The 19,046-nt window shown below is 69.0% G+C and carries 15 protein-coding genes; 1 reads left to right on the top strand and 14 read right to left on the bottom strand.

What is annotated here, in order from left to right; genetic code table 11:
* Positions 1-36: 36 nt before the first annotated feature.
* Positions 37-1,332, bottom strand: a complete 1,296-nt coding sequence (locus ACGF3A_RS41170; RefSeq protein ID WP_393735897.1) for an ABC transporter substrate-binding protein — start codon at positions 1,330-1,332, stop codon at positions 37-39.
* A 118-nt stretch (positions 1,333-1,450) separates the two neighbouring features.
* Positions 1,451-2,119 (bottom strand): class I SAM-dependent methyltransferase, encoded by a 669-nt coding sequence (locus tag ACGF3A_RS41165; RefSeq protein WP_393736001.1) that lies wholly within the window; start codon positions 2,117-2,119, stop codon positions 1,451-1,453.
* A gap of 87 nt (positions 2,120-2,206) precedes the next feature.
* Here ACGF3A_RS41165 and ACGF3A_RS41160 point away from each other — a divergent pair, with 87 nt between their 5' ends.
* A complete protein-coding gene (locus tag ACGF3A_RS41160; RefSeq protein ID WP_393735895.1) occupies positions 2,207-3,109 on the top strand; it encodes an aminoglycoside phosphotransferase family protein in 903 nt (300 codons plus the stop codon).
* Positions 3,110-3,140: 31 nt separating this feature from the next.
* On the opposite strand, the gene ACGF3A_RS41155 is transcribed toward ACGF3A_RS41160, so the two are convergent.
* From ACGF3A_RS41155 to ngcE, 12 genes are all read right to left on the bottom strand, one after another.
* Complete coding sequence (locus tag ACGF3A_RS41155) at positions 3,141-4,631, bottom strand: ArnT family glycosyltransferase (protein ID WP_393735893.1); 1,491 nt, start codon at positions 4,629-4,631, stop codon at positions 3,141-3,143.
* 401 nt (positions 4,632-5,032) lie between these two features.
* On the bottom strand, positions 5,033-6,961 hold the full coding sequence (gene dxs, locus ACGF3A_RS41150) for a 1-deoxy-D-xylulose-5-phosphate synthase (protein ID WP_393735891.1): 1,929 nt from the start codon (positions 6,959-6,961) through the stop codon (positions 5,033-5,035).
* A gap of 153 nt (positions 6,962-7,114) precedes the next feature.
* A complete protein-coding gene (locus ACGF3A_RS41145; protein WP_393735889.1) occupies positions 7,115-8,422 on the bottom strand; it encodes a sugar ABC transporter permease in 1,308 nt (435 codons plus the stop codon).
* Positions 8,419-9,231, bottom strand: a complete 813-nt coding sequence (locus ACGF3A_RS41140; RefSeq protein WP_393735887.1) for an ATP-binding cassette domain-containing protein — start codon at positions 9,229-9,231, stop codon at positions 8,419-8,421. Before ACGF3A_RS41140 ends, ACGF3A_RS41145 begins: the two co-directional genes overlap by 4 nt.
* A 37-nt stretch (positions 9,232-9,268) precedes the next feature.
* On the bottom strand, positions 9,269-10,393 hold the full coding sequence (locus ACGF3A_RS41135; RefSeq protein ID WP_393735885.1) for a substrate-binding domain-containing protein: 1,125 nt from the start codon (positions 10,391-10,393) through the stop codon (positions 9,269-9,271).
* Between the two features lie 166 nt (positions 10,394-10,559).
* Positions 10,560-11,759, bottom strand: a complete 1,200-nt coding sequence (locus tag ACGF3A_RS41130) for an ROK family protein (RefSeq protein ID WP_393735999.1) — start codon at positions 11,757-11,759, stop codon at positions 10,560-10,562.
* 197 nt (positions 11,760-11,956) lie between these two features.
* Positions 11,957-12,844: a carbohydrate ABC transporter permease gene (locus tag ACGF3A_RS41125; RefSeq protein WP_393735883.1), complete on the bottom strand. Its 888-nt coding sequence runs from the start codon at positions 12,842-12,844 to the stop codon at positions 11,957-11,959.
* Entirely contained in the window at positions 12,844-13,791 is a 948-nt protein-coding gene (locus ACGF3A_RS41120; protein ID WP_393735996.1) for a carbohydrate ABC transporter permease, read from the bottom strand. Before ACGF3A_RS41120 ends, ACGF3A_RS41125 begins: the two co-directional genes overlap by 1 nt.
* 57 nt (positions 13,792-13,848) lie before the next feature.
* On the bottom strand, positions 13,849-15,066 hold the full coding sequence (locus ACGF3A_RS41115) for an extracellular solute-binding protein (protein ID WP_393735881.1): 1,218 nt from the start codon (positions 15,064-15,066) through the stop codon (positions 13,849-13,851).
* Between the two features lie 227 nt (positions 15,067-15,293).
* Positions 15,294-16,202 (bottom strand): carbohydrate ABC transporter permease, encoded by a 909-nt coding sequence (locus ACGF3A_RS41110; RefSeq protein WP_393735879.1) that lies wholly within the window; start codon positions 16,200-16,202, stop codon positions 15,294-15,296.
* A 23-nt stretch (positions 16,203-16,225) separates the two neighbouring features.
* A complete protein-coding gene (locus ACGF3A_RS41105; RefSeq protein ID WP_393735994.1) occupies positions 16,226-17,146 on the bottom strand; it encodes a carbohydrate ABC transporter permease in 921 nt (306 codons plus the stop codon).
* A gap of 169 nt (positions 17,147-17,315) precedes the next feature.
* Positions 17,316-18,743: an N-acetylglucosamine/diacetylchitobiose ABC transporter substrate-binding protein gene (gene ngcE / locus ACGF3A_RS41100; RefSeq protein ID WP_393735877.1), complete on the bottom strand. Its 1,428-nt coding sequence runs from the start codon at positions 18,741-18,743 to the stop codon at positions 17,316-17,318.
* Positions 18,744-19,046: the final 303 nt, after the last annotated feature.

The following is a 19,046-nucleotide window of genomic DNA, read 5'->3' as shown; positions in this document are numbered from 1 at the left end:
AACCTACGGTGAAGTGCGGTGCGGTCGTACGGGCGTTCAGACCCCGGCGCTGCGGTACGCCTTCTCCAGCGCCGTCCTGACCTGCCGGGCGCTGCCGCGCGGGCTGAAGGCGACGCCGGTGGCCTGGATGAGGGGCTGGGTGGCGGCTGCCGGGACGTAGATGTCGGGGGTCACGCACTCGCTGACATCGTTGTCGGACAGCCTCTGCCCGGCGGCCACGAGCGGGTACTCGGTGCTGAACTGGTCGGTGCGCAGCGCCATGTCACGGCCGCCGTGCACGAAGTGGGAGACCGTGTCCTCGCTGTACATGAACCGCACGAAGCGCTCCACCCGGTCGAGCTTCTGCTCGCCGTTGGGGCTCAGCCAGATCCCCATCGAGGCGTTGGCCCGCATGATCGTGGGCTTCTCGTACACCGCGTCGTCCGGGATCGGCCAGCCGCCGACCGTGATGTTCTCCGCCGCGCTGTCGGGGACCTTGCCCATCGCGGACGACAGCATCGAGGCGATGGCCGCTTTCTGGGTGCTGATCTGCGTCGTCATCAGGTCGGAGGTGAGGCCCTGCGCGCTGTCGGCGAACACGCCCCCGTCCCGCAGCTCCACGAAGAGCTCGATGCCGCGCCGCGCGCCGGGCGAACCGCTGAAGTCCCCGGTGCGCATCACGCTCTTGGCCTCGCCGGGCTTCATGTACGTCTGCATGACCTGGAGCAGCAGCTTCTGCCCGCTCCAGTCGTTGCCGCCGATGGTGACGGGGATGATCCCCTTCCTGCGGAGCTTCTTGGCGGCGTCGAGCAGCGCGTCGGTCGTCCTCGGCACCTCGTCCACGCCCGCGCGTTCGAGCAGCGCGGTGTTGAACGCGACGGGCCAGTTCGTCCGCAGATACGGGAAGCCGCGCAGCCGCCCCTTGCCGTCCGTCCACTCCTCCACCGGGCCCGCCAGCAGCCGCTCGCGCAGCCCCCAGCGGGACATGTACCGGTCGACGGACAGCGTGGCGCCGACCTCGGTCCAGGCGAGGGACTTGTCGTAGAGGTTGACCAGCACGAGGTCGGCTTCCTTACCGGCCAGCTTCGAGGTCTCGTAGACCTGCTGGAGGTCGTCGGCGTTGGTGAGCACCTTGACCGGGATCTTCGGGTTGCGGCGCCGGAAGGTGTCGACGGCCTTCGCGAACGCCGGAGCGCCGGGCGTGCTCCCGCCCAACTGCGAGTGGAGCACGAGCCCGTCGGGCTCGTACCCCCCGGTGACCGCTCCGCAGCCGGTGACGGCCGGAGCGAGCAGCCCGGCCGCACCGGTTGCGGACGCGGCGAGGAACCGGCGGCGGTTCAGCGCAGGGGACACCTTCTGACACCTCCTCATCGAGGGACGGACAGCGACGGGCCCCAGTAGAACCACCGAGTGACAACGTTGTCGAGGGGTGTCCAAGGAGAGAGATCAGCTTTTACCCTCTGATGACCCGTCAGCGACGGAAGAGCGCCGCCCAGAGGAAGGGTTCGCCGAAGCGGGGCGACTCCGGCGGCTCGTCCTTCATGCGGCGCAGCTCGATCTCCTCCATGCCGTCGAAGATCCAGCGCAGTTCGTCCGCGGTGTACGCGAGCCCGCCGTGCGGTGCGGGGTCCCGGTAGTGCGCGGCGTCGGGCAGCTCCGAGCCCATGCCGCCCACCGCGAAGCACGCGAGGCCGAAGTGGCCGCCGGGCGCCAGCACCCGGTCGAGCAGGGCGAGATGGCCGACGCGGCGGTGCGGCGGCAGGTGGTGGAAGCAGCCGGAGTCGTACACGAGGTCGTACGGACCCTCGACCGCACCCGGCGCGAACGCGTCCCCGCACCGGAATTGGATCTCGGCCCCGGAGGCGCGCGCCCGCTCCTCCGCCCAGCGGATCGCCTCGGGCGACAGGTCGACCGCGTCGACGCGCCAGCCCCGGGACGCCAGATGGAGCGCGTTACGTCCGGGCCCGCAGCCCAGGTCGAGCGCACGGCCCGGAGTCAGCGTCCCGTCCTCGACGTATCCCGCGAGGCTCTCGTCCGGCTTCGCGGCGAAGAACGGGACGTCGCGGGAGCGGTTCTCGTAGAACCCGTCCCACCAGTGCGCGGCGTTCGTCGGGGCGTACAGGTCGTCGAGCAGGCTCATGACGTCCTCGACCGTACGGATGCTCCGGTTCCGTTCCACCGCTCCCCCTCGCCTCGTGGTCCTCACGTCAGCGCGTAAGGTACCCGGATGTTCGCAGTGCCGGAGGTGTTCGCGCGGGACACCGTCGCGCGCGAGGGAGAGGCCGGGGCCGGCTGGCTGGCGGGGCTGCCGGGGATCGTGGAGGAGCTGCTCGCGCGCTGGGAGTGCGCGGTGGACGGCGAGGTCACGCACGGGGCCGTCGGCGTCGTCGTGCCGGTGCGGCGTACGGGCGGGGACGCCGCCGTGCTCAAGGTCTCCTTCCCGCACCCCGGCAACGTCCACGAGCCCGACGCGTTCGCCGTCTGGGGCGGTCGCGGTGCCGTCCTGCTCCACGCGCGCGACGACGACCGGTTCGCGATGCTCCTCGAACGCGCCCACCCCACGCAGCTCGCCGACTCCGGCGACCCGGACGGCATGGTGACGGTCGCGGGGCGGCTCAGCCGCCGGCTGGCCGTTCCCGCGCCGCCGTCCCTGCCCCGGCTCAGCGACCGCGCTGACGCGTGGGAGGAGGAGCTGCGCGCGGACGCCGCCGCGTTCCCGGACGCCGTGCCGCGCCGGGCGCGGGAGGCCGCGCTCGCGACCGTACGGGAGCTGGGGCGGGACCAGCCGGAGACCCTCGTCCACGGCGATCTGCACGCCCGCAACATTCTGCGTGCCGACCGTGAGCCCTGGCTCGCCGTCGATCCCAAGGGGTACGCGGGCGACCCGGCGTACGACGGCGGCACCCTGCTCAAGTCCCAGGCCCTGCGGTTCCTCGACGCCGACGACCTGGCCGGAGAGCTCCACCACGTCCTGGCCCTCTTCGCCGACGCGGCCGGACTGGACCTCGAACGCACCCGGCGCTGGGCCCAGTTCCACGCGGTCCAGACGGCGTACTGGAGCCACCGCCACGCGCCCCGCCTCGCGGATTTCGCCGCGCACCTCGGCGACGTGCTGCTCCGGACCCCGTGACGTTGGCCGGATCTCGACGGGCGTGCGCCCCCTACCGCTCCTCGCGGAGGTAGATGACCGCGCCGTCCACCGTCGCGACCCGCGTGTAGTGGCGGTCGACATAGCCCCGCAGCGTCGGCATGCGGGGGATGGCGTACGGGGCGTCACGGGAGTCGTCGACGATGAGCGTGGGCCGGGTCTGCCTCAGCTCGCGCAGGAAGTACGGCCACGCCCCGTCCATCGCGTACTGCTCGCCCGTACGGATGCCGTCCCGGCCGCCGCTGAAGTTGGAGAGGAACCCGGCGGTCAGGTACCGGGAGGCCGGTTTGCGGGCGGCGAACCAGTAGCCCTCGGGGTGCATGCTCCACAGCAGCACCCGCTCCTCCGGCACGGTCCGCTCCCCCACCTCCTGGGCGAGCCGCTGGGCGTGGTCCAGCTCGCCCCGCTTGTACGCGAAGCCCCAGCCGATGAAGGCGGCGGCGAACACGGACGTCACGGTCAGCGCCACCGTCGCCTGCCGGGCCCGCAGCTCGCGCAGCGCGGCGGCGGCGAGGAGCGCGAGGGGCGGGATGAGCTGGAGGAAGTAGTGGCCGTAGAACTGGAAGCCGACGGCGACCGCGAGCCCGGAGGCGGCGAGCCAGACCCACTGGTCCGCGACGTCGCGCAGCCGCTCGCGGCGGCGGCGCAGCACGTGCCCGAGCGCGATCAGCAGCGGCAGGGCGGCCGCGCAGAGGATGCTGAGGCTGCCGAGCGCCCGCCCCATGGCGTGCAGCCCGGCCCCGTCCGCCGAGACGTACGCCCCGGAGCCGGTGGCCATCCAGTACGCGAAGCGCGCGGGCCCGAAGGCGAGCGCGACGCCCAGCACCGGCAGCGCGGTCCCGGCCGTCAGCCGGATCAGCGGGAGCCAGCCCGCGCGGGTGCGCCACAGCAGGAAGAGCACCGGCAGCAGTACGGCGCCGCCGGTCTGCTTCGTCAGGATGGCGGCCGCGACGGCGAGCCCGGCCCGGCCCCACCGGGCGCGGTCGGCGCACCACATCGCGGCGACCGTCCAGGGCAGCATGAAGACCTCGAACGTCGCCGCCTGAGTGTCCTCGGGGTTGATCCCGATGGAGAGCAGGACGTAGACGACCCCCGCCATCCAGCCCGCGCGGTCGCCCCAGCGGCGGCGCGCGAGCGAGGCGGCGAAGACCGCGCCGACGGCCACGGCGACGATCGCGGCCACTCGCAGGGGCCAGAGCGAGTCGTCGCCGAAGAGCGCGAAGGCGCCCTGGTAGAGCCAGGGCATGAAGGGCGGCTTGCGGTCGACGACGTCGTGGTAGAGCGTGCCGCCGTCGGCGAGCTGCCGGGCCTGGGTGGCGAGGAAGCCCTCGTCCGGGTTCCACAGCGGCCGGGCGAAGGAGGGGATGCGGGTGAGGGCGCTCAGCGCGACGAGCAGTGGCGCCAGCCACAGCCAGTACCTGCGGTCCGCCCCCGCCAGACCTTGCCGAGCCGCTGTGGCGCCGACCGGTCCGGCGATACGGGTACGGACTGAGGGCAGCGGCATGCCCCTAACCTAACGGTCCGTGCCCCTTTGCCCTCCGGGGGGCCGCACGTTCAGGACAAGCCCTTGCCCTCACCACGCGGCTCCGCCGCGTGGGCGCGACCGGTCCAAGACTTTTGGGCTTGCTCGTTAAGGGGCGCGGGGAACTGCGCGCCCAGCCACTACGCGGCCGCACCCCGCGAAGCACAGCCCGGGGCACCCCGGGCGCGGCCCTTGCACGCGGGACACCCGGCGAAGTGGGCTGCGCTTGCCAACCCTGCGCCTTGCGCAGACTTCCCAAGCGCAGTGGGGTCGAGGGAGAAGCGCAGACGCCCCAAGCTCCGCAGGAGGCGGAGGGAGAAGCGCGGGTGCCCCGCCAGACGCGCGGGGCACCCTCTGCTCGGCCCCCGCAGAGGGGGCACCCTCTAGTCGTGGGCGACTTGTTCGGTTACGGCTCCCTCGGTGGAACCGTCGAGCTTGGCGACGAGCCCCGTGACCTGACGGGCGATGTCCGGCGCGGTAAGGCCGATCTCGGCCATGATCTCCTTGCGGGAGGCGTGGTCGAGGAAGCGCTCGGGGATGCCGAAGTCACGCAGCGGCACGTCCACGCCCGCGTCCCGCAGGGCCTGCGCGACGGCGGAGCCGACGCCGCCCGCGCGGCTGTTGTCCTCGACGGTGACGACGACCCGGTGCTGCTCGGCCAGCGGGGCCAGCGACTCGTCGACCGGCTTGACCCAGCGCGGGTCGACGACCGTGGCCGAGATGCCCTGCTTGTCGAGGAGGTCGGCGATCTCCAGGCACATGGGCGCCAGCGCCCCGACGGAGACGATCAGCACGTCCGGCACGCGCACCCCGGCGTCGGGGCGGGGGCGGCGCAGCACGTCCATGCCGCCGACCTTGCCGACGGCCGGTACGGCGGGGCCGACGGCGCCCTTGGAGTAGCGCACGACGGTCGGCGCGTCGTCGACCTCGACGGCCTCGCGGAGCTGGGCCCGTACCTGGTCGGCGTCGCGCGGCGCGGCGAGGCGGAGCCCCGGCACGCACTGGAGGATCGACATGTCCCACATGCCGTTGTGCGAGGCCCCGTCGGAGCCCGTGACCCCGGCGCGGTCCAGCACGAAGGTGACGCCGCACTTGTGCAGGGCCACGTCCATGAGGAGCTGGTCGAAGGCACGGTTCAGGAACGTCGCGTAGACGGCGAAGACGGGGTGCACCCCGCCCGTGGCGAGGCCCGCCGCGGAGACCGCGCCGTGCTGCTCGGCGATCCCCACGTCGTAGACCCGGTCGGGGAACTCCTGCGCGAAGGCGTGCAGCCCGACGGGCCGCATCATCGCCGCGGTGATCGCGACGATGTCGTCCCGCTCGCGGCCGAGCTTGACCATCTCCTCGCCGAAGACGGAAGTCCAGTCGGCGCCGCCGGACTTGACCGGGAGGCCGGTGTCCGGGTGGATGACGGGGACGGCGTGGAACTGGTCGGCCTCGTCCTGCCGCGCGGGCTGGTAGCCGCGGCCCTTCTCGGTGAGGCAGTGGACGAGGACCGGGCCGCCGAAGCGCTTGGCGCGCTGCAGGGCCGATTCGACGGCCGCGATGTCGTGGCCGTCGATCGGGCCCACGTACTTCAGGCCGAGGTCCTCGAACATGCCCTGCGGCGCGATGAAGTCCTTGAGGCCCTTCTTCGCGCCGTGCAGCGTCTCGTAGAGCGGCTTGCCGACGACGGGGGTGCGGTTGAGCACCTCCTTGCCACGGGCGAGGAAGCGCTCGTAGCCGTCGGTGGTGCGCAGGGTCGCCAGGTGGTTGGCGAGGCCGCCGATCGTCGGCTCGTACGAGCGTTCGTTGTCGTTGACGACGATGACGAGGGGGCGGTCCTTGGCCGCGGCGATGTTGTTCAGCGCCTCCCAGGCCATACCGCCCGTGAGCGCGCCGTCACCGATGACGGCCACGACGTGGTCGTCCTTGCCGCGGACCTCGTTGGCCTTGGCCAGGCCGTCGGCCCAGCCGAGGACCGTGGAGGCGTGGGAGTTCTCGATGATGTCGTGGTCGGACTCGGCGCGCGAGGGGTAGCCGGAGAGGCCACCCTTCGCGCGCAGCGCCGAGAAGTCCTTGCGGCCGGTGAGCAGCTTGTGCACGTACGCCTGGTGCCCGGTGTCCCAGAGCACCTTGTCCCTGGGGGACTCGAAGACTCGGTGCAGGGCGATGGTCAGCTCGACCACACCCAGGTTGGGGCCGAGGTGTCCGCCGGTCTTGGAGACCGCCCCGACGAGGAAGGAGCGGATCTCCTCCGCCAGCGTCTCAAGCTGCTCCGGGCCGAGCCGGTCCAGATCGCGCGGTCCCCTGATGCGGGTCAGCAACGCCACCCGTACCTCCTTGCTTCGAGCGTGATCGAGCAGTGCCGATTCCGTCGAGTCTAATGTTCCGCTCGCGGAGGCATTCATCGGCTGGTGCTATCTCAGTCACACGAATGGCCCCTTGCCACAGGTGTACGACGTGTGTGAGATACGTCGCCCGGCCTACGCCCTGCCCGCCGTCTTCTGGGTCCTGCGCGAGACCGAGTCGATGACGACCGCCGCCAGCAGCACCGCGCCGGTGATCATGTCACGGATGGCGGAGCCGGTGCCCAGCAGCGCCATGCCGGAGTTGATCGACTGGATCACGAGCGCGCCCAGCAGCGCGGACCAGGTCTTGCCGCGCCCGCCGAAGAGGCTCGTACCGCCGATGACGGCGGCGGCGATGCAGTTCATCAGCAGGCTGCCCGCGCCGGACGACTGGTTGGCGGCGTTGATCTGCGAGGCGTAGAACATGCCGCCGACCGCCGCCATCGTCCCCGCGATGGAGAAGACGGTGATACGGATCATGGGCACGTTGATCCCGGCCCGGCCCGCGGCCTCGCTGCTGCCGCCGACCGCGAAGACCTTCCGCCCGTACGTGGTGCGGCGCAGCACGAAGTCCGTGAGGACCACGATGCCGAGGAAGATCACCACGGCGAGCGGCAGGCCCTTGTAGGAGTTGAAGACCATGGCCGCCGCGTACGCCGGGACCGCCAGCGCGACCGTGCGCAGCACGATCTCGCTGATCGGGCGGCTGGGGACCTGGGCCGCCTTGCGGCGCCGCGCGTCCAGCAGGGAGAAGCCGAGGAAGGCGAGGACGCCGACCGTGGCCAGGCCCATCGAGGCGGCCTTGTCCTCGAAGTAGTAGTTGGTGAGCTTGGCGACGATGCCGTCGTCGTCCAGGTTGATGGTGCCGCTGGGGCCCAGGATCTGGAGCATCAGGCCGTTCCAGCCGAGCAGCCCGGCCAGGGTGACCACGAAGGCGGGGACGCCTATCTTCGCGAAGAAGAAGCCGTGCAGGGCGCCCGCCGCCATGCCCGTGAGGATCGCGAGGAGGAGCGCGAGTCCCTCGTCCATCCCCTTGTTGATGTTGAGTACGGCGAGGACGGCGGCCGACATGCCGCTGACGGAGCCGACCGACAGGTCGATCTCGCCGAGGATCAGCACGAAGACGATGCCGACCGCGATCAGCCCCGTACCGGTGCTGAGGATGAACAGGTCGCTGAGGTTGTTCGCGCTGAGGAACGCCGAGTCCTGGACCTGGAAGACGATCGCGATGATGATCAGGCCGACGACGACGGGCATCGAGCCCAGCTCGCCGGTGCGGAGCCTGCGGGCGAACTCGCCCAGGTACCCCTTGAACCCCTGCTGGCGCACCAGCAGCCGGGGGTCGACGACGGTGACGGCACCGCTGGCCTTCGCCGGGGCCTCCGTGCCTTCCGCGCCTTCCGCGCCCTCGGTGGCCGTGGTGGCCTCTTCGCCGGTGGTCACTTCTCCACCTCCGGGTTCGCGTCGTTCGCGTCCTCGATCCGGGACGTACGACGGGTGACAGCGTTGTCGGTCGCTCCGGTGATGGCGGAGACGATCTCTTCCTGGGAGGTGGCGGCCACCTCGAACGTGCCGTTGTTCCGGCCCAGCCGGAGCACCGCCACACGGTCGCTGACGGCCTTGACCTCGGCCATGTTGTGGCTGATGAGGATCACCCCGAGGCCGCGCTCGCGCAGCCGCTCCACCAGGTCCAGGACCTGCGCGGTCTGCTCCACGCCGAGCGCGGCGGTCGGCTCGTCGAGGATGACGACCTTGGGCTCGCCGAGCAGCGAGCGGGCGATGGCCACGGTCTGCCGCTGCCCTCCGGAGAGGGCGGCGACGGGGATACGGACGCTGGGGATCCGGATCGACAGCGTCGAGAGGAGCTCCAGCGCGCGGCGCTCCATCTCGACCTCGTCGAGGATGGTGCCCCGGCGCAGCTCGGCCCCGAGGAAGAGGTTCCCGACGACGTCCAGGTTGTCGCAGAGCGCCAGGTCCTGGTAGACGGTGGCGATCCCGAGCGACTGGGCGTCGTGCGGGCGGTGGATCTGGGCCGGTTTGCCATCCCACTCGATGGTGCCCTCGTCGGCCGGGCCGACCCCGGCGATGGCCTTGACGAGGGTGGACTTGCCGGCGCCGTTGTCGCCGACGAGCGCGACGACCTCACCGGGATGGATCTCCAGCTCGACGTCCGTGAGTGCCTGGACGGCGCCGAACCGCTTGGAGATCCCGCGCAACGCCAGCACGGGCGACGCGGTGGACACGTGAATCAACTCCCCTGTTCCAGCAGTACCGTGGCCTGCTGCCCGGCTACTTCTTCAGACCCGCGTCTTCGCAGGACGACTTGAACTTGCCGGTGCAGATCTCGTCGTACGTGAAGAAGCCCGCCTTGCCGACGTACTTCTTGACGTCGTCCTTGGTCAGCGGCAGCGGCGTGACGATCTTCGAGGGCACGCCCTTCTCGGACTCGCTGTCCGTCTTCGACGTGCCGACCTTGCCGGCGTCCTCGCCGCGCGCCAGGGCCACGGCGAACTCGGCGGCGGCCGAGGTCTCGGGGACGTACGGCTTGTAGACGCTCATGTACTGCTCGCCCGACAGCAGCCGCTGGACGGCGTTGAGTTCGGCGTCCTGGCCGGTGACCGGGGGCATGTCGCCCTTGGCGAAGCCCGCGCCCTTGAGCGCGGTGATGATGCCGCCCGCCATGCCGTCGTTGGCGGAGTAGACGCCGTCGACCTTCTTCTTGCCGAGCGCGGAGAGGGCGCCCTTCATGTTCTCGTTGGCGTTCTCCGGCTTCCACTCCTTGGTGTCGTACTCCTTGCCGACCTTGACCTTGCCGTCGAGTACGGAGTGGGCGCCTTCCTTGTACATCTTGGCGTTCGGGTCGGTGACCGAGCCGTTCATCATGACGACCTGCGGCTTGCCCTTGACGCCCTTCTCCTCCAGCGCCTTCAGCAGCGACTTGCCCTGGATCTTGCCGACGCGCGGATTGTCGACGGAGGTGTACGCCTTGATCGGGCCCTCGGCGAGGCGGTCGTAGGCGACGACGGGGATGTCACGGTCGTCGGCCTTCTTCACCGAGCTGGAGATCGACTTGGCGTCGACGGCGTCCACGATGAGCGCGTCGACCTTCTTCGCGATCATGGTGTCGGCCTGCTGCTGCTGGAGGTTGGCGTCCTGCTTGGCGTTGGAGTAGAGGATCTTGGTGTCGTCCCCCGCCAGCTCCTTGATCTTCTTCTCCATCAGCGGCTTGTCGAAGCGCTCGTAGCGCGCCGTCTGATTCTCGGGGAGCAGCAGGCCGATGGTCAGCTTGCCCTTCTTCCCCTTGCTGCCGCCGTCCTTGTCGTCGGCCTGGTCGGCACTGCCGCAGGCCGCCGTGGCGACGGCGATGGAGAGGGCTACGGAACCGAGGGCGACGCGGCGCATCGTTGCGTGCATGAGCTACCTCCCTGACGGGGCCGCGTCGATGCGGCCGAGGTAGCCGGAAGTCAACTCGCCGGTACGGGCACGGTCAATAAGTAAATCATTAACGAGATGGCAACGATGCCATTCGTTACGTGCGTGAACGCGTCACGCCTCCCCCGGGGGGCCTCCCCGGGGGCCGCTACGCCGGGACCGAGGCGTGCACGGCGGCGGCCGCGTCCAGCAGGGTCGCGTCGCCCATCTCGCTCAGTACGAGCGCGAGCGCGCCCAACACCTCCGCGCGGCTCCCCAGTTCGCCCGGGACCACCTTGAGCTGGCGGGCCGCACTCGGGATCGCGTACCGCGCGACGGAGTCCCGTACGGGGTCGAGCACCAGGTCACGGGCCTCGGCGAGGGGCCCGCCGAGCACGACCCTGGAGGGGTTCAGCAGATTGCACAGGCTGGCCACGCCGCTGCCGATGTGGCGGCCGATGTCGGCGACCACCCGGCGGCACCCGGGGTCGCCCTGACCTGCCAGCTCGACCACGCGGGCCATGGTCAGCTCCGTGCCGTGGCTGGAGTGGAGCAGCGGCAGCACGTACCGCGCGGCGGTGAAGGTCTCCAGGCAGCCGCGGTTGCCGCAGCGGCAGACCGGGCCCGACTCGTCGAGGGTGATGTGGCCGATCTCCCCGGCGGTGCCGCCCGGGCCCCGGTAGATCTGCCCGTCGATCACCAGTCCGGCGCCGACGCCGCTGGCCACCTTGATGTACGCGAGGTCGGCGGCGCCCCGGCCCGCGCCCCAGACCTGCTCGCCGAGGGCGCCGAGGTTGGCGTCGTTGTCGACGTAGACGGGGACGCCGAGGCGGCGGGCCATCTCGTCGCGCGGATTGGTGCCCGCCCAGCCCGGGAGGATCGCGGTGGAGCCGAGGACGCCCGTGCCGATGTCGATGGGTCCCGGGACGCCGAGGCCGACGCCGATGACCTTGGCGGGGCTGATGCCGCTCTTGGCGATGAGGCGGTGCGCGAGCTGCTCGGCGCGGTCGAAGCCCTCGGCCGAGGAGGCGTCGACGTCGATGGGCTCGGCGGCCTCCTCCAGCACCGTGTGCGCGAGGTTGCCGACGGCTACGCGCAGGTGGGAGTGGCCGAAATCGATGCCGACCACGGTCCCGGCGTCGGCGCTCAGCGAGACCGCGCGGGCCCGGCGCCCGCCGGAGGAGGTCGGGGTGACCTCGACGGTGCCGCCGTCCTTCAGCTCCCGGACGATGTTGGAGACCGTGGCGGCGGACAGCCCCGTCGTACGGGCGATCTCCGCCTGGGTGAGCGAGCCCGCCATCCGCACGGCCCGGACGACCCGTTCAAGGTTGGCCCGGTGCAGCGAGGACTGCGACCCCGGAGTCTCCACCACTGTTCACTCCCCGTGCGCTTGTCTCCAACATATGAACTCTAAGCACAGCCCCAGCCGTTCCCCGCGTCAAGTCCTTGAGCACGAGTGGGCATGGTGGGCGCTCATATGTGTGGCAATTGTACGGAGCGTGAGCGCATGCCGACGCGGGGGTCCCGGCACCCGGTGCCAGGACCCCCGACCGCTGCCTCGCGGTGCTACTTCACCGATCCGGCGGTCAGGCCGGAGACCACATGGCGCTCGATGAAGGCGAAGAGGATGACCACCGGCACGATGGCCACCACCGAGGCGGCGAAGAGGTAGTTCCACTCCACCGTGTAGTTGCCGATGAAGTTGTTGATCCCCACGGTCAGCGGCTGCTTCTCCGGCTCCGTGGAGAGCGTCAGGCCCATCACGAACTCGTTCCACGAGGTGATGAACGTGAAGATCACCGCGGTCACGACGCCCGGCAGCGCCAGCGGCAGGGTCACCTTGACCATGGCCCCGAACCGGCTCGTGCCGTCGACCATGGCCGCCTCCTCCAGCTCGGCCGGGATCGAGGAGATGTAGGCCGAGAGGATCCAGACGGCGAAGGCGAGGTTGAACGCCGCGTTGCACACGATCAGCGTCCAGACCGAGTTCAACAGATCGAGCTGGTAGAACTCCCGGTACAGGCCCACCACCAGCGCCGTCGGCTGGAACATCTGGGTGACCAGCACCAGCAGCAGGAACCACTTCCGGCCCCGGAAGCGCACCCGCGCCGTGTAGTACGCGGCGGGCAGCGAGACCAGCAGCACCAGCAGCGTGGCGCCGCCCGCGACCAGCAGCGTCACCTGGAGGTTGTCCCCGAGCGAGGACTCCTTCCAGACGTCGATGAAGTTCGACCACTCCAGGTCGGAGGGGAAGTACGTCCGGTCGCGCAGCTCCTTCGCGGGCCGCAGCGCGGTGAGGACCATCTCCAGGTACGGCGCCAGGAAGAGCGCCGCCAGCAGCCAGGCGACGGCGGCGATGACGAGCGTACGGGGCCTGAAACGGCCCGGCCGCTTCGGCGGCGCCACCTTCCGGGGGCTGCGGGGAGCCGTCGTCTTCTGCACGGCGGTCGTCATCAGTCCTCCTCGTTCCACCGGCTGACCTTCAGGAAGATCAGCACCAGCACGACGACCATCGCGAAGTTGACCACGGACATCGCCGACGACTCGGCGATGTCCGTCTCCTTGAGCTTGTACATGAACACCGTGGTCGTGGCGGTGTCGCTGCCCGGTCCGCCCTGCGTCATCGCCCAGATGATCGGGAACGAGTTGAAGACGTTGATCAGGTTGATGACCACGCCGACGAGGAACGCGGGCCGCAGCAGCGGGAGGGTGATGCCGCGGTACGTCTGCCAGGGCCCGGAACCGTCGATGCGCGCCGCCTCGTAGACGTCGTGCGGGATGGTCTGGAGCCCTGCCAGCAGGGTGTAGGTGGTGAACGGCAGCGAGACGAAGACCGCGACGAACATCATCCACGGCCAGGCCGTGCCCGGCTCACCGAGCCAGTCCTTCGACTTGTCGATGAGTCCGAGGTCGATCATCACCGTGTTGAGGACGCCCGCCGTCTGGTTGAGCATCCACTTGAAGCCGATGGCGGTCATCAGCACGGACGCCGCCCAGGGCGCGATGAGCGCCCAGCGGGTCACGCTGCGGCCCGGGAAGCGCTGGTTGAAGAGCTGCGCCAGGGCCAGCGAGAGCAGCATCGTCGCGGTGACGACCACGACGGTCCACAGGACCGTCCAGAAGAGCACATGACCGAAGTCGGTCTCCTCGAAGAGCTTCTTGAACTTGTCGGTGCCCGCGGATCCGCGGACCTTGCCCGCGATGCTGATGTTCAGGAACGAGGTGCGGACCAGCTCGACGATCGGCCAGACGACGACGGCGAGGATCAGCAGGATGACGGGAGCGATCCAGGGAAGCGGGCCCAGCCGGCCGAGACTGCCGCGAGAGGTGCGGCGTCCCGGTCGGGTGGGGAGCCCGCCCCGCCCCCGGCTCCCGCGGGCCGGGGACGGCGGGGCCTTCATGGACACAGATTCTCCTTGCGGTGCGAGAGAACAGCAGGAACGGGAGGGACGGAAGGGCTACTTGTTCGCCGCCGCTTCCTCCGCCTTCTTCTGCAGGTCGCCCAGCACCTTCTTCGGGTCCTCCTGCGCCGCCTTGCCGCCGGTCTTCTTCATCTCGGCGGAGACGACGTCCCACGAGGGGTCACCCAGCGGGTAGAACTTCGCGTTCGGCAGCTCCTTGAAGAAGGGCTCCAGGTCCTTGTGCTTCCCGCTGCTCTGCATCTGCTCCATGGCGTCCTGCGTCACGGGCGGGAAGTTGTACATCTCGTCGAACTTCAGCATCTTCTTCGAGTAGGTGAAGTCCAGGAACTTCTTCACCCCCTCCTTCTCCGCGCCGCCGTCCTTGAACGCCATCATCCAGTCGGCGACACCGAGGGTGCTCTTCAGCGGGCCGTCCTTGCCGGGGATCGGCACGACGCCGTAGTCGACCTTGCCTTCCTTGGCCATCGTGATGAGGCTCGGGTGGCCGTTGAGCATGCCGACCTTGCCGGCGGCGAAGTCGGCGAACGCCGTCTTGCGGTCGGTGGAGGCGGGGTTGGAGTAGGTGAGCCCCGGCTTCACCAGGTTCTTCTGGAGCCACTCGAAGGTCTCGACGTTCTTCGGGCTGTCCAGCGTGTACTTGCCTCCGGCGTCGGTGTACCCGCCGCCGTTGCCCATCTCCCAGATCATGGTCTCGCCCTGGGTCTCCTCGGGGCCCAGCGGCAGCGCGTACGGGGTGTCGGCGGCCTTCTTGTCCTTGATCTTCTTCGCCGCCGCGGCCAGCTCGTCCCAGGTCTTGGGCGGCGTCTTCACGCCCGCCTTGTCGAGGATCTTCTTGTTGTAGAAGAGCACGCGGCTGGAGGAGACCCACGGGATGCCGTACTGCGTGCCCTCGACCTCGCCGGCCTTGGCGAAGGACTGGATGAGGTTCTTCCGGGTCTTCGAGGAGGTGACCTCGTCCACCTTGTAGAGCAGGTCGTCGGCGACCTTGTCGGCGTAACCGCCGGTCTGCAGCAGGTCAGGCTCGTTCCCGGCCTGGATCATGTTCTTGACCTGCTTGTCGATCTCGTTCCAGTTGATCACCTGGACGTCGACCTTGTAGCCCTTGTTGGCCTTCTCGAAATCCTTGGCCACGTCCTTCCAGTAGACCTTGGACGCGTTGGAGGCCTTGTCGCCGTAGTCGGCGGCGACGAGCTTGATGGTCTTGGAGTCGCCGCCTCCGCTGTCGCTGCCGCAGGCCGTGGCTCCCAGTGCCATGACGAGCGTTACGGCCCCGGCCGCCACTGCTCTTCTGTTCATATTGCTCAACCCTTCGACATCGGCGTCGACTTGCCCCGGTGGTCCACGTGGCGCTGTGGCGCCGAGACTACTCACGGCGCTTTCCGGCGCAATAGGTCTAGTCCACTTTCGTGGCCAAGCCGAAATCTTTGCGCAGGGTCCCTGCGTAAAGGCGCCGCCGACGCGCAACGCAGGTGTTCAGACCCCTACTTGAGCGCCCCGGCCGTCAGGCCCGCCTGGACCTGGCGCTGGAAGACCGCGTAGACGACGAGGACCGGCAGCATCGCGATGGTCAGGCCCGCGAACAGGGCGCCCCAGTCGCCCCGGTAGCCCTGCGAGACGGCCAGCGCGGCGAGCCCCTGGGGCAGGACGTAGTTGTCCTCGTTGTCGTTGTTCAGCAGCAGCGGCAGCAAGTACTGGTTCCACTGGCCCAGGAAGTTGAAGATCCCGATGGACACCAGTCCGGGCTTCGCCATGGGCAGCATGATCTGGAAGAACGTTCGCGTGTGCGAGGCCCCGTCGACCATCGCCGCCTCCTGCACCCCGGTCGGCAGGGTGCGGAAGAACGAGGTGAGGAAGAACGTGGTGAAGGGCAGCGAATACGCGATATAGGCGATGATCAGCCCCGGCCTGGTGTCCAGCAGCCCGAGATTGTCCATGATCGTGAAGAGCGGTACGAGCGCCAGGATCACCGGGAACATCATCCCGCCCGCGAAGAGCAGGAAGATGAATCTGTTACCCGGAAAGGTGAAGCGCGCGATCACATAGGCGGCCATCGAACCGAGCAGCATGGTGCCCGTGAGCGAACCCATGAGAATGAGCAGCGAGTTGACCGCGTAGCGGCCGATCTTCGCCTCGGTCCAGGCGTTGCTGAAATTCTCCCAGTGCAGCGCCGAGGGCAGGCCCAGCGGATCGCTGAGGATGTCGGCCGACGGGCGGAACGCCGTCACCGCCACCCAGACCAGCGGACCCGCCGCCAGAATCACCCATACGACGAGGAAGGAGTGGGAGAAGACGTTGAGGATGCCCCCCTCCTTCTTCTCCTTCTTCGCCGTCCTCCCCGGCCGGGAGTCCTGCACAGGGGCCTCGGGGGCGTCGGTCGGAACGGTAGTCATGATGCTGTGGCTCCCCGCGGTCTTCAGTATTCGATCCGGTCGCGGTTCCCGACCCGCATGATGATCAGGGAGAACACCACGCTGACGACGAGAAGGACGACGCCGATGGAGGTGGCGTAACCGAACTGGCCCTCGCGGAACCTCTCGTAGAGGAAGACCGGCGTGACCTTCAGCGCGTGCTCCGGGACCATGACCAGGACGATGGCGAACGAGTCCAGGGCCTGGATGCCCATGTAGATCCAGCCGGTGCGCACGGTGTCCCAGATCAGCGGGAGCGTGACCTTGAAGAACGTCTTCGTCCGCCCCGCGCCGTCCAGCAGCGCCGCCTCGTAGATGTCGCGGGGGATGGCCCCCATCGCGGCCGAGAAGAGCACCACGTAGAAGCCGACGAAGGACCAGCACAGCACGGTGAGCGTGGCGAAGAGCGCGAGGTTGTACTCCCCGCCCAGCCACGCCTGTTCCAGGTCGCCCAGGCCGATCGCACCGAGCGTGCCGTTCAGCAGGCCGCTGCGGGTGGAGAACACCCGCATCCACACCACCGCGATGATCGCGATGGAGAGCACCTGCGGGAAGAAATAGACGATCTTGTAGAACGTCGAGCCGAAGACCCCCGAGACGGCCTGGCCCTTCCGGTGCCGTCCCCCCGCCATGATCATGTAGGCGAAGAACATCCCCAGCGCGAGGGTGACCACCGGAGCGACGACCAGCAGCGAGAGGCTCGTCTTGGCCGAGTCCCAGAACCGGTCGTCGTTCCACATCTTCTGGTAGTTGTCCAGGCCGACGAAGTTCGCGGCCGTTCCGCCGTCCCAGTCCGTCAGCGAGTAGTAGATCGCCTGGACGAACGGGGAGATGACGAATATCGCGTAGAACAGCAGCGGCAGCGCCAGGAAGCCGATGATGAACCGGTACTTGTCGAGCGTCCGGTAGCGCCGGTCCAGCTTCACGCGGTCCGGGGTGAACCGGGGCGGCAGCAGCACGGCCGCGAGGAACAGCAGCCGGCCGGCGGGCGCCTGCCCGCCGACCCCTGCCTGGTCTTTCGTGATGGACGGCCGCGAGTCCGCCCCAGCTTCAGTCTTCACGCAGCTCTCGATTCCCCGGGGTTCGCGCCTACGCCTAGGACCGCTTGACCCGCTCCACGTCGGGGTCCTTCGCGATGCGTGCCGCCGCCTTGTCCATCGTGTCCAGGGCCTGCTTGACGGACATGTCACCCAGCATGAACTTGCCCATCACATTGTTGAAGTCCTGGTCGAACATCTCCCGGTACCACTCCTTCCAGAAGCAGATGACGACGTTCTTGCCCGCCGCCTTGATCGCCTTCTGGGAGCTGGCCACGCCGGGCGGCAGATCCATGCCGTCGATCGCGCCCTTGACCACGGGGATGGAGGAGACCTCCTTGAAGAGGTTCTGCGAGGCCTTCTTGCTGAACATCATCCGCAGCCACTCCATGCCACCCTGGAGGTTCTGGGCCTTGGCCGGGACCATGAAGGGCTCACCGGGCGGCGCGTAGAGCGTGCCGAACGGCATCTTGTCGCTCTTGTCGAGCGAGGGGGTGGCGCCCACCGCCATGCCGAAGCCCTTCGGCGTGGTGTCCTTCGCCTCGTTCTCCACCCAGGAGCCGTCCGGGACGAAGACCGCCTTGCCCTTGGTCCAGGCGGTCTGCATCTCGATGTGGGCCTCCTTGCCGTCGAAGCCCGTCAGGACGTACTTCTTGGCAACGAGCTCCTCGAAGGCCTCGAAGACCGATTTGACGGCGTCGTGCTTCCAGGCGCCCGGCTCCAGGTAGTCCATGGCCTCGATGACCTCGCGCCCGCCGGCCTGCGCGAACATCCCGAACATGCTGAAGAGCATGTACCTGGGGTGGCCGCCCGGGTAGGTCCAGCCGTGAATTCCCTTCGACTTCGCCTTCTTGCAGACGGCGAGCATCTCGTCCCAGGTCTTCGGGTATTCGGTCTCCAGCGTCTCGGAGAGCATCTTCTCCGAGTACCAGTTGCCGTAAATCGTCGAGGCGATGTTGAGCTGATAGCAGCCGTCGGTGCCGAAGGCGCCCATTTCCACGACGCCGGGCACGAAGGTGTCCCGTACCTTTGTGTCCGGGTCGTCCCAGGACGGCGCGTCCAGCAGCTCGGTGAGGTCGGCGGCCTGCTTGTTCTTGATGAGCTTGCCGGCGTTCATGTTGTCGGCGCCCGAATTGTTCACGACGTCCGGCGGGTCGCCCTTCACCAGTTTCGGCTGCACCTGGGTGGCGATCTTCTCCGTGGCCTTCTGGTCCGGCTTCGCCTTGGGATACTTGTCGTGGTACATGTCCGTGACGAACTGGGCGTACTTGTCGCCGTATCCGCCGTTGAAGATGTAGACCTGAAGGGCCGCGTCCTCCTTGACCCCGAGCGGGTTCTTCTTGGACTTCTTGCCCTTTTCGGCCTTGTCCCCGTCGTCACCGCCGGTCGCGCACGAACTCAGTGCGCCCACGGCGGGCACGGCGATCAGGCCGGCCGCGGCGGCCCTCTTCATCACATCACGACGGTTGACGCTGTTGGATCCCATGCTCAAGTCCTCGCCTTCTCCAGGACTCAGGCGGTGTACCGGTCTCCCCGTCAACTCGCCACCGGCGAAGGGCCCCGACACCGCGGGTCAGTGTGAAGCTGGGGTCTTGCGGACTTACGGGTCTTGCGTGCGGTCATGCGGTCGTGCAGGTCGCGCTGGGTTCGGACAGGTATAGTCCACTCTTCGCCAGCGGGGCAAGATCGAGTACGTTCCGGCCTTCCATCTTTCCCGAGTTGAGACCTCATCGGCTTACCACGCCGTCATTCCCTCGGACCCTCGCGAACGCGAATCACTCCAACACCC

It is taken from the genome of Streptomyces sp. NPDC048172 (genome assembly GCF_043202595.1).
Classification (GTDB): Bacteria; Actinomycetota; Actinomycetes; order Streptomycetales; family Streptomycetaceae; genus Streptomyces.
The sequence above is the reverse complement of the archived record's forward strand: the minus strand, read 5'-3'. Positions and strand labels throughout refer to the sequence as shown.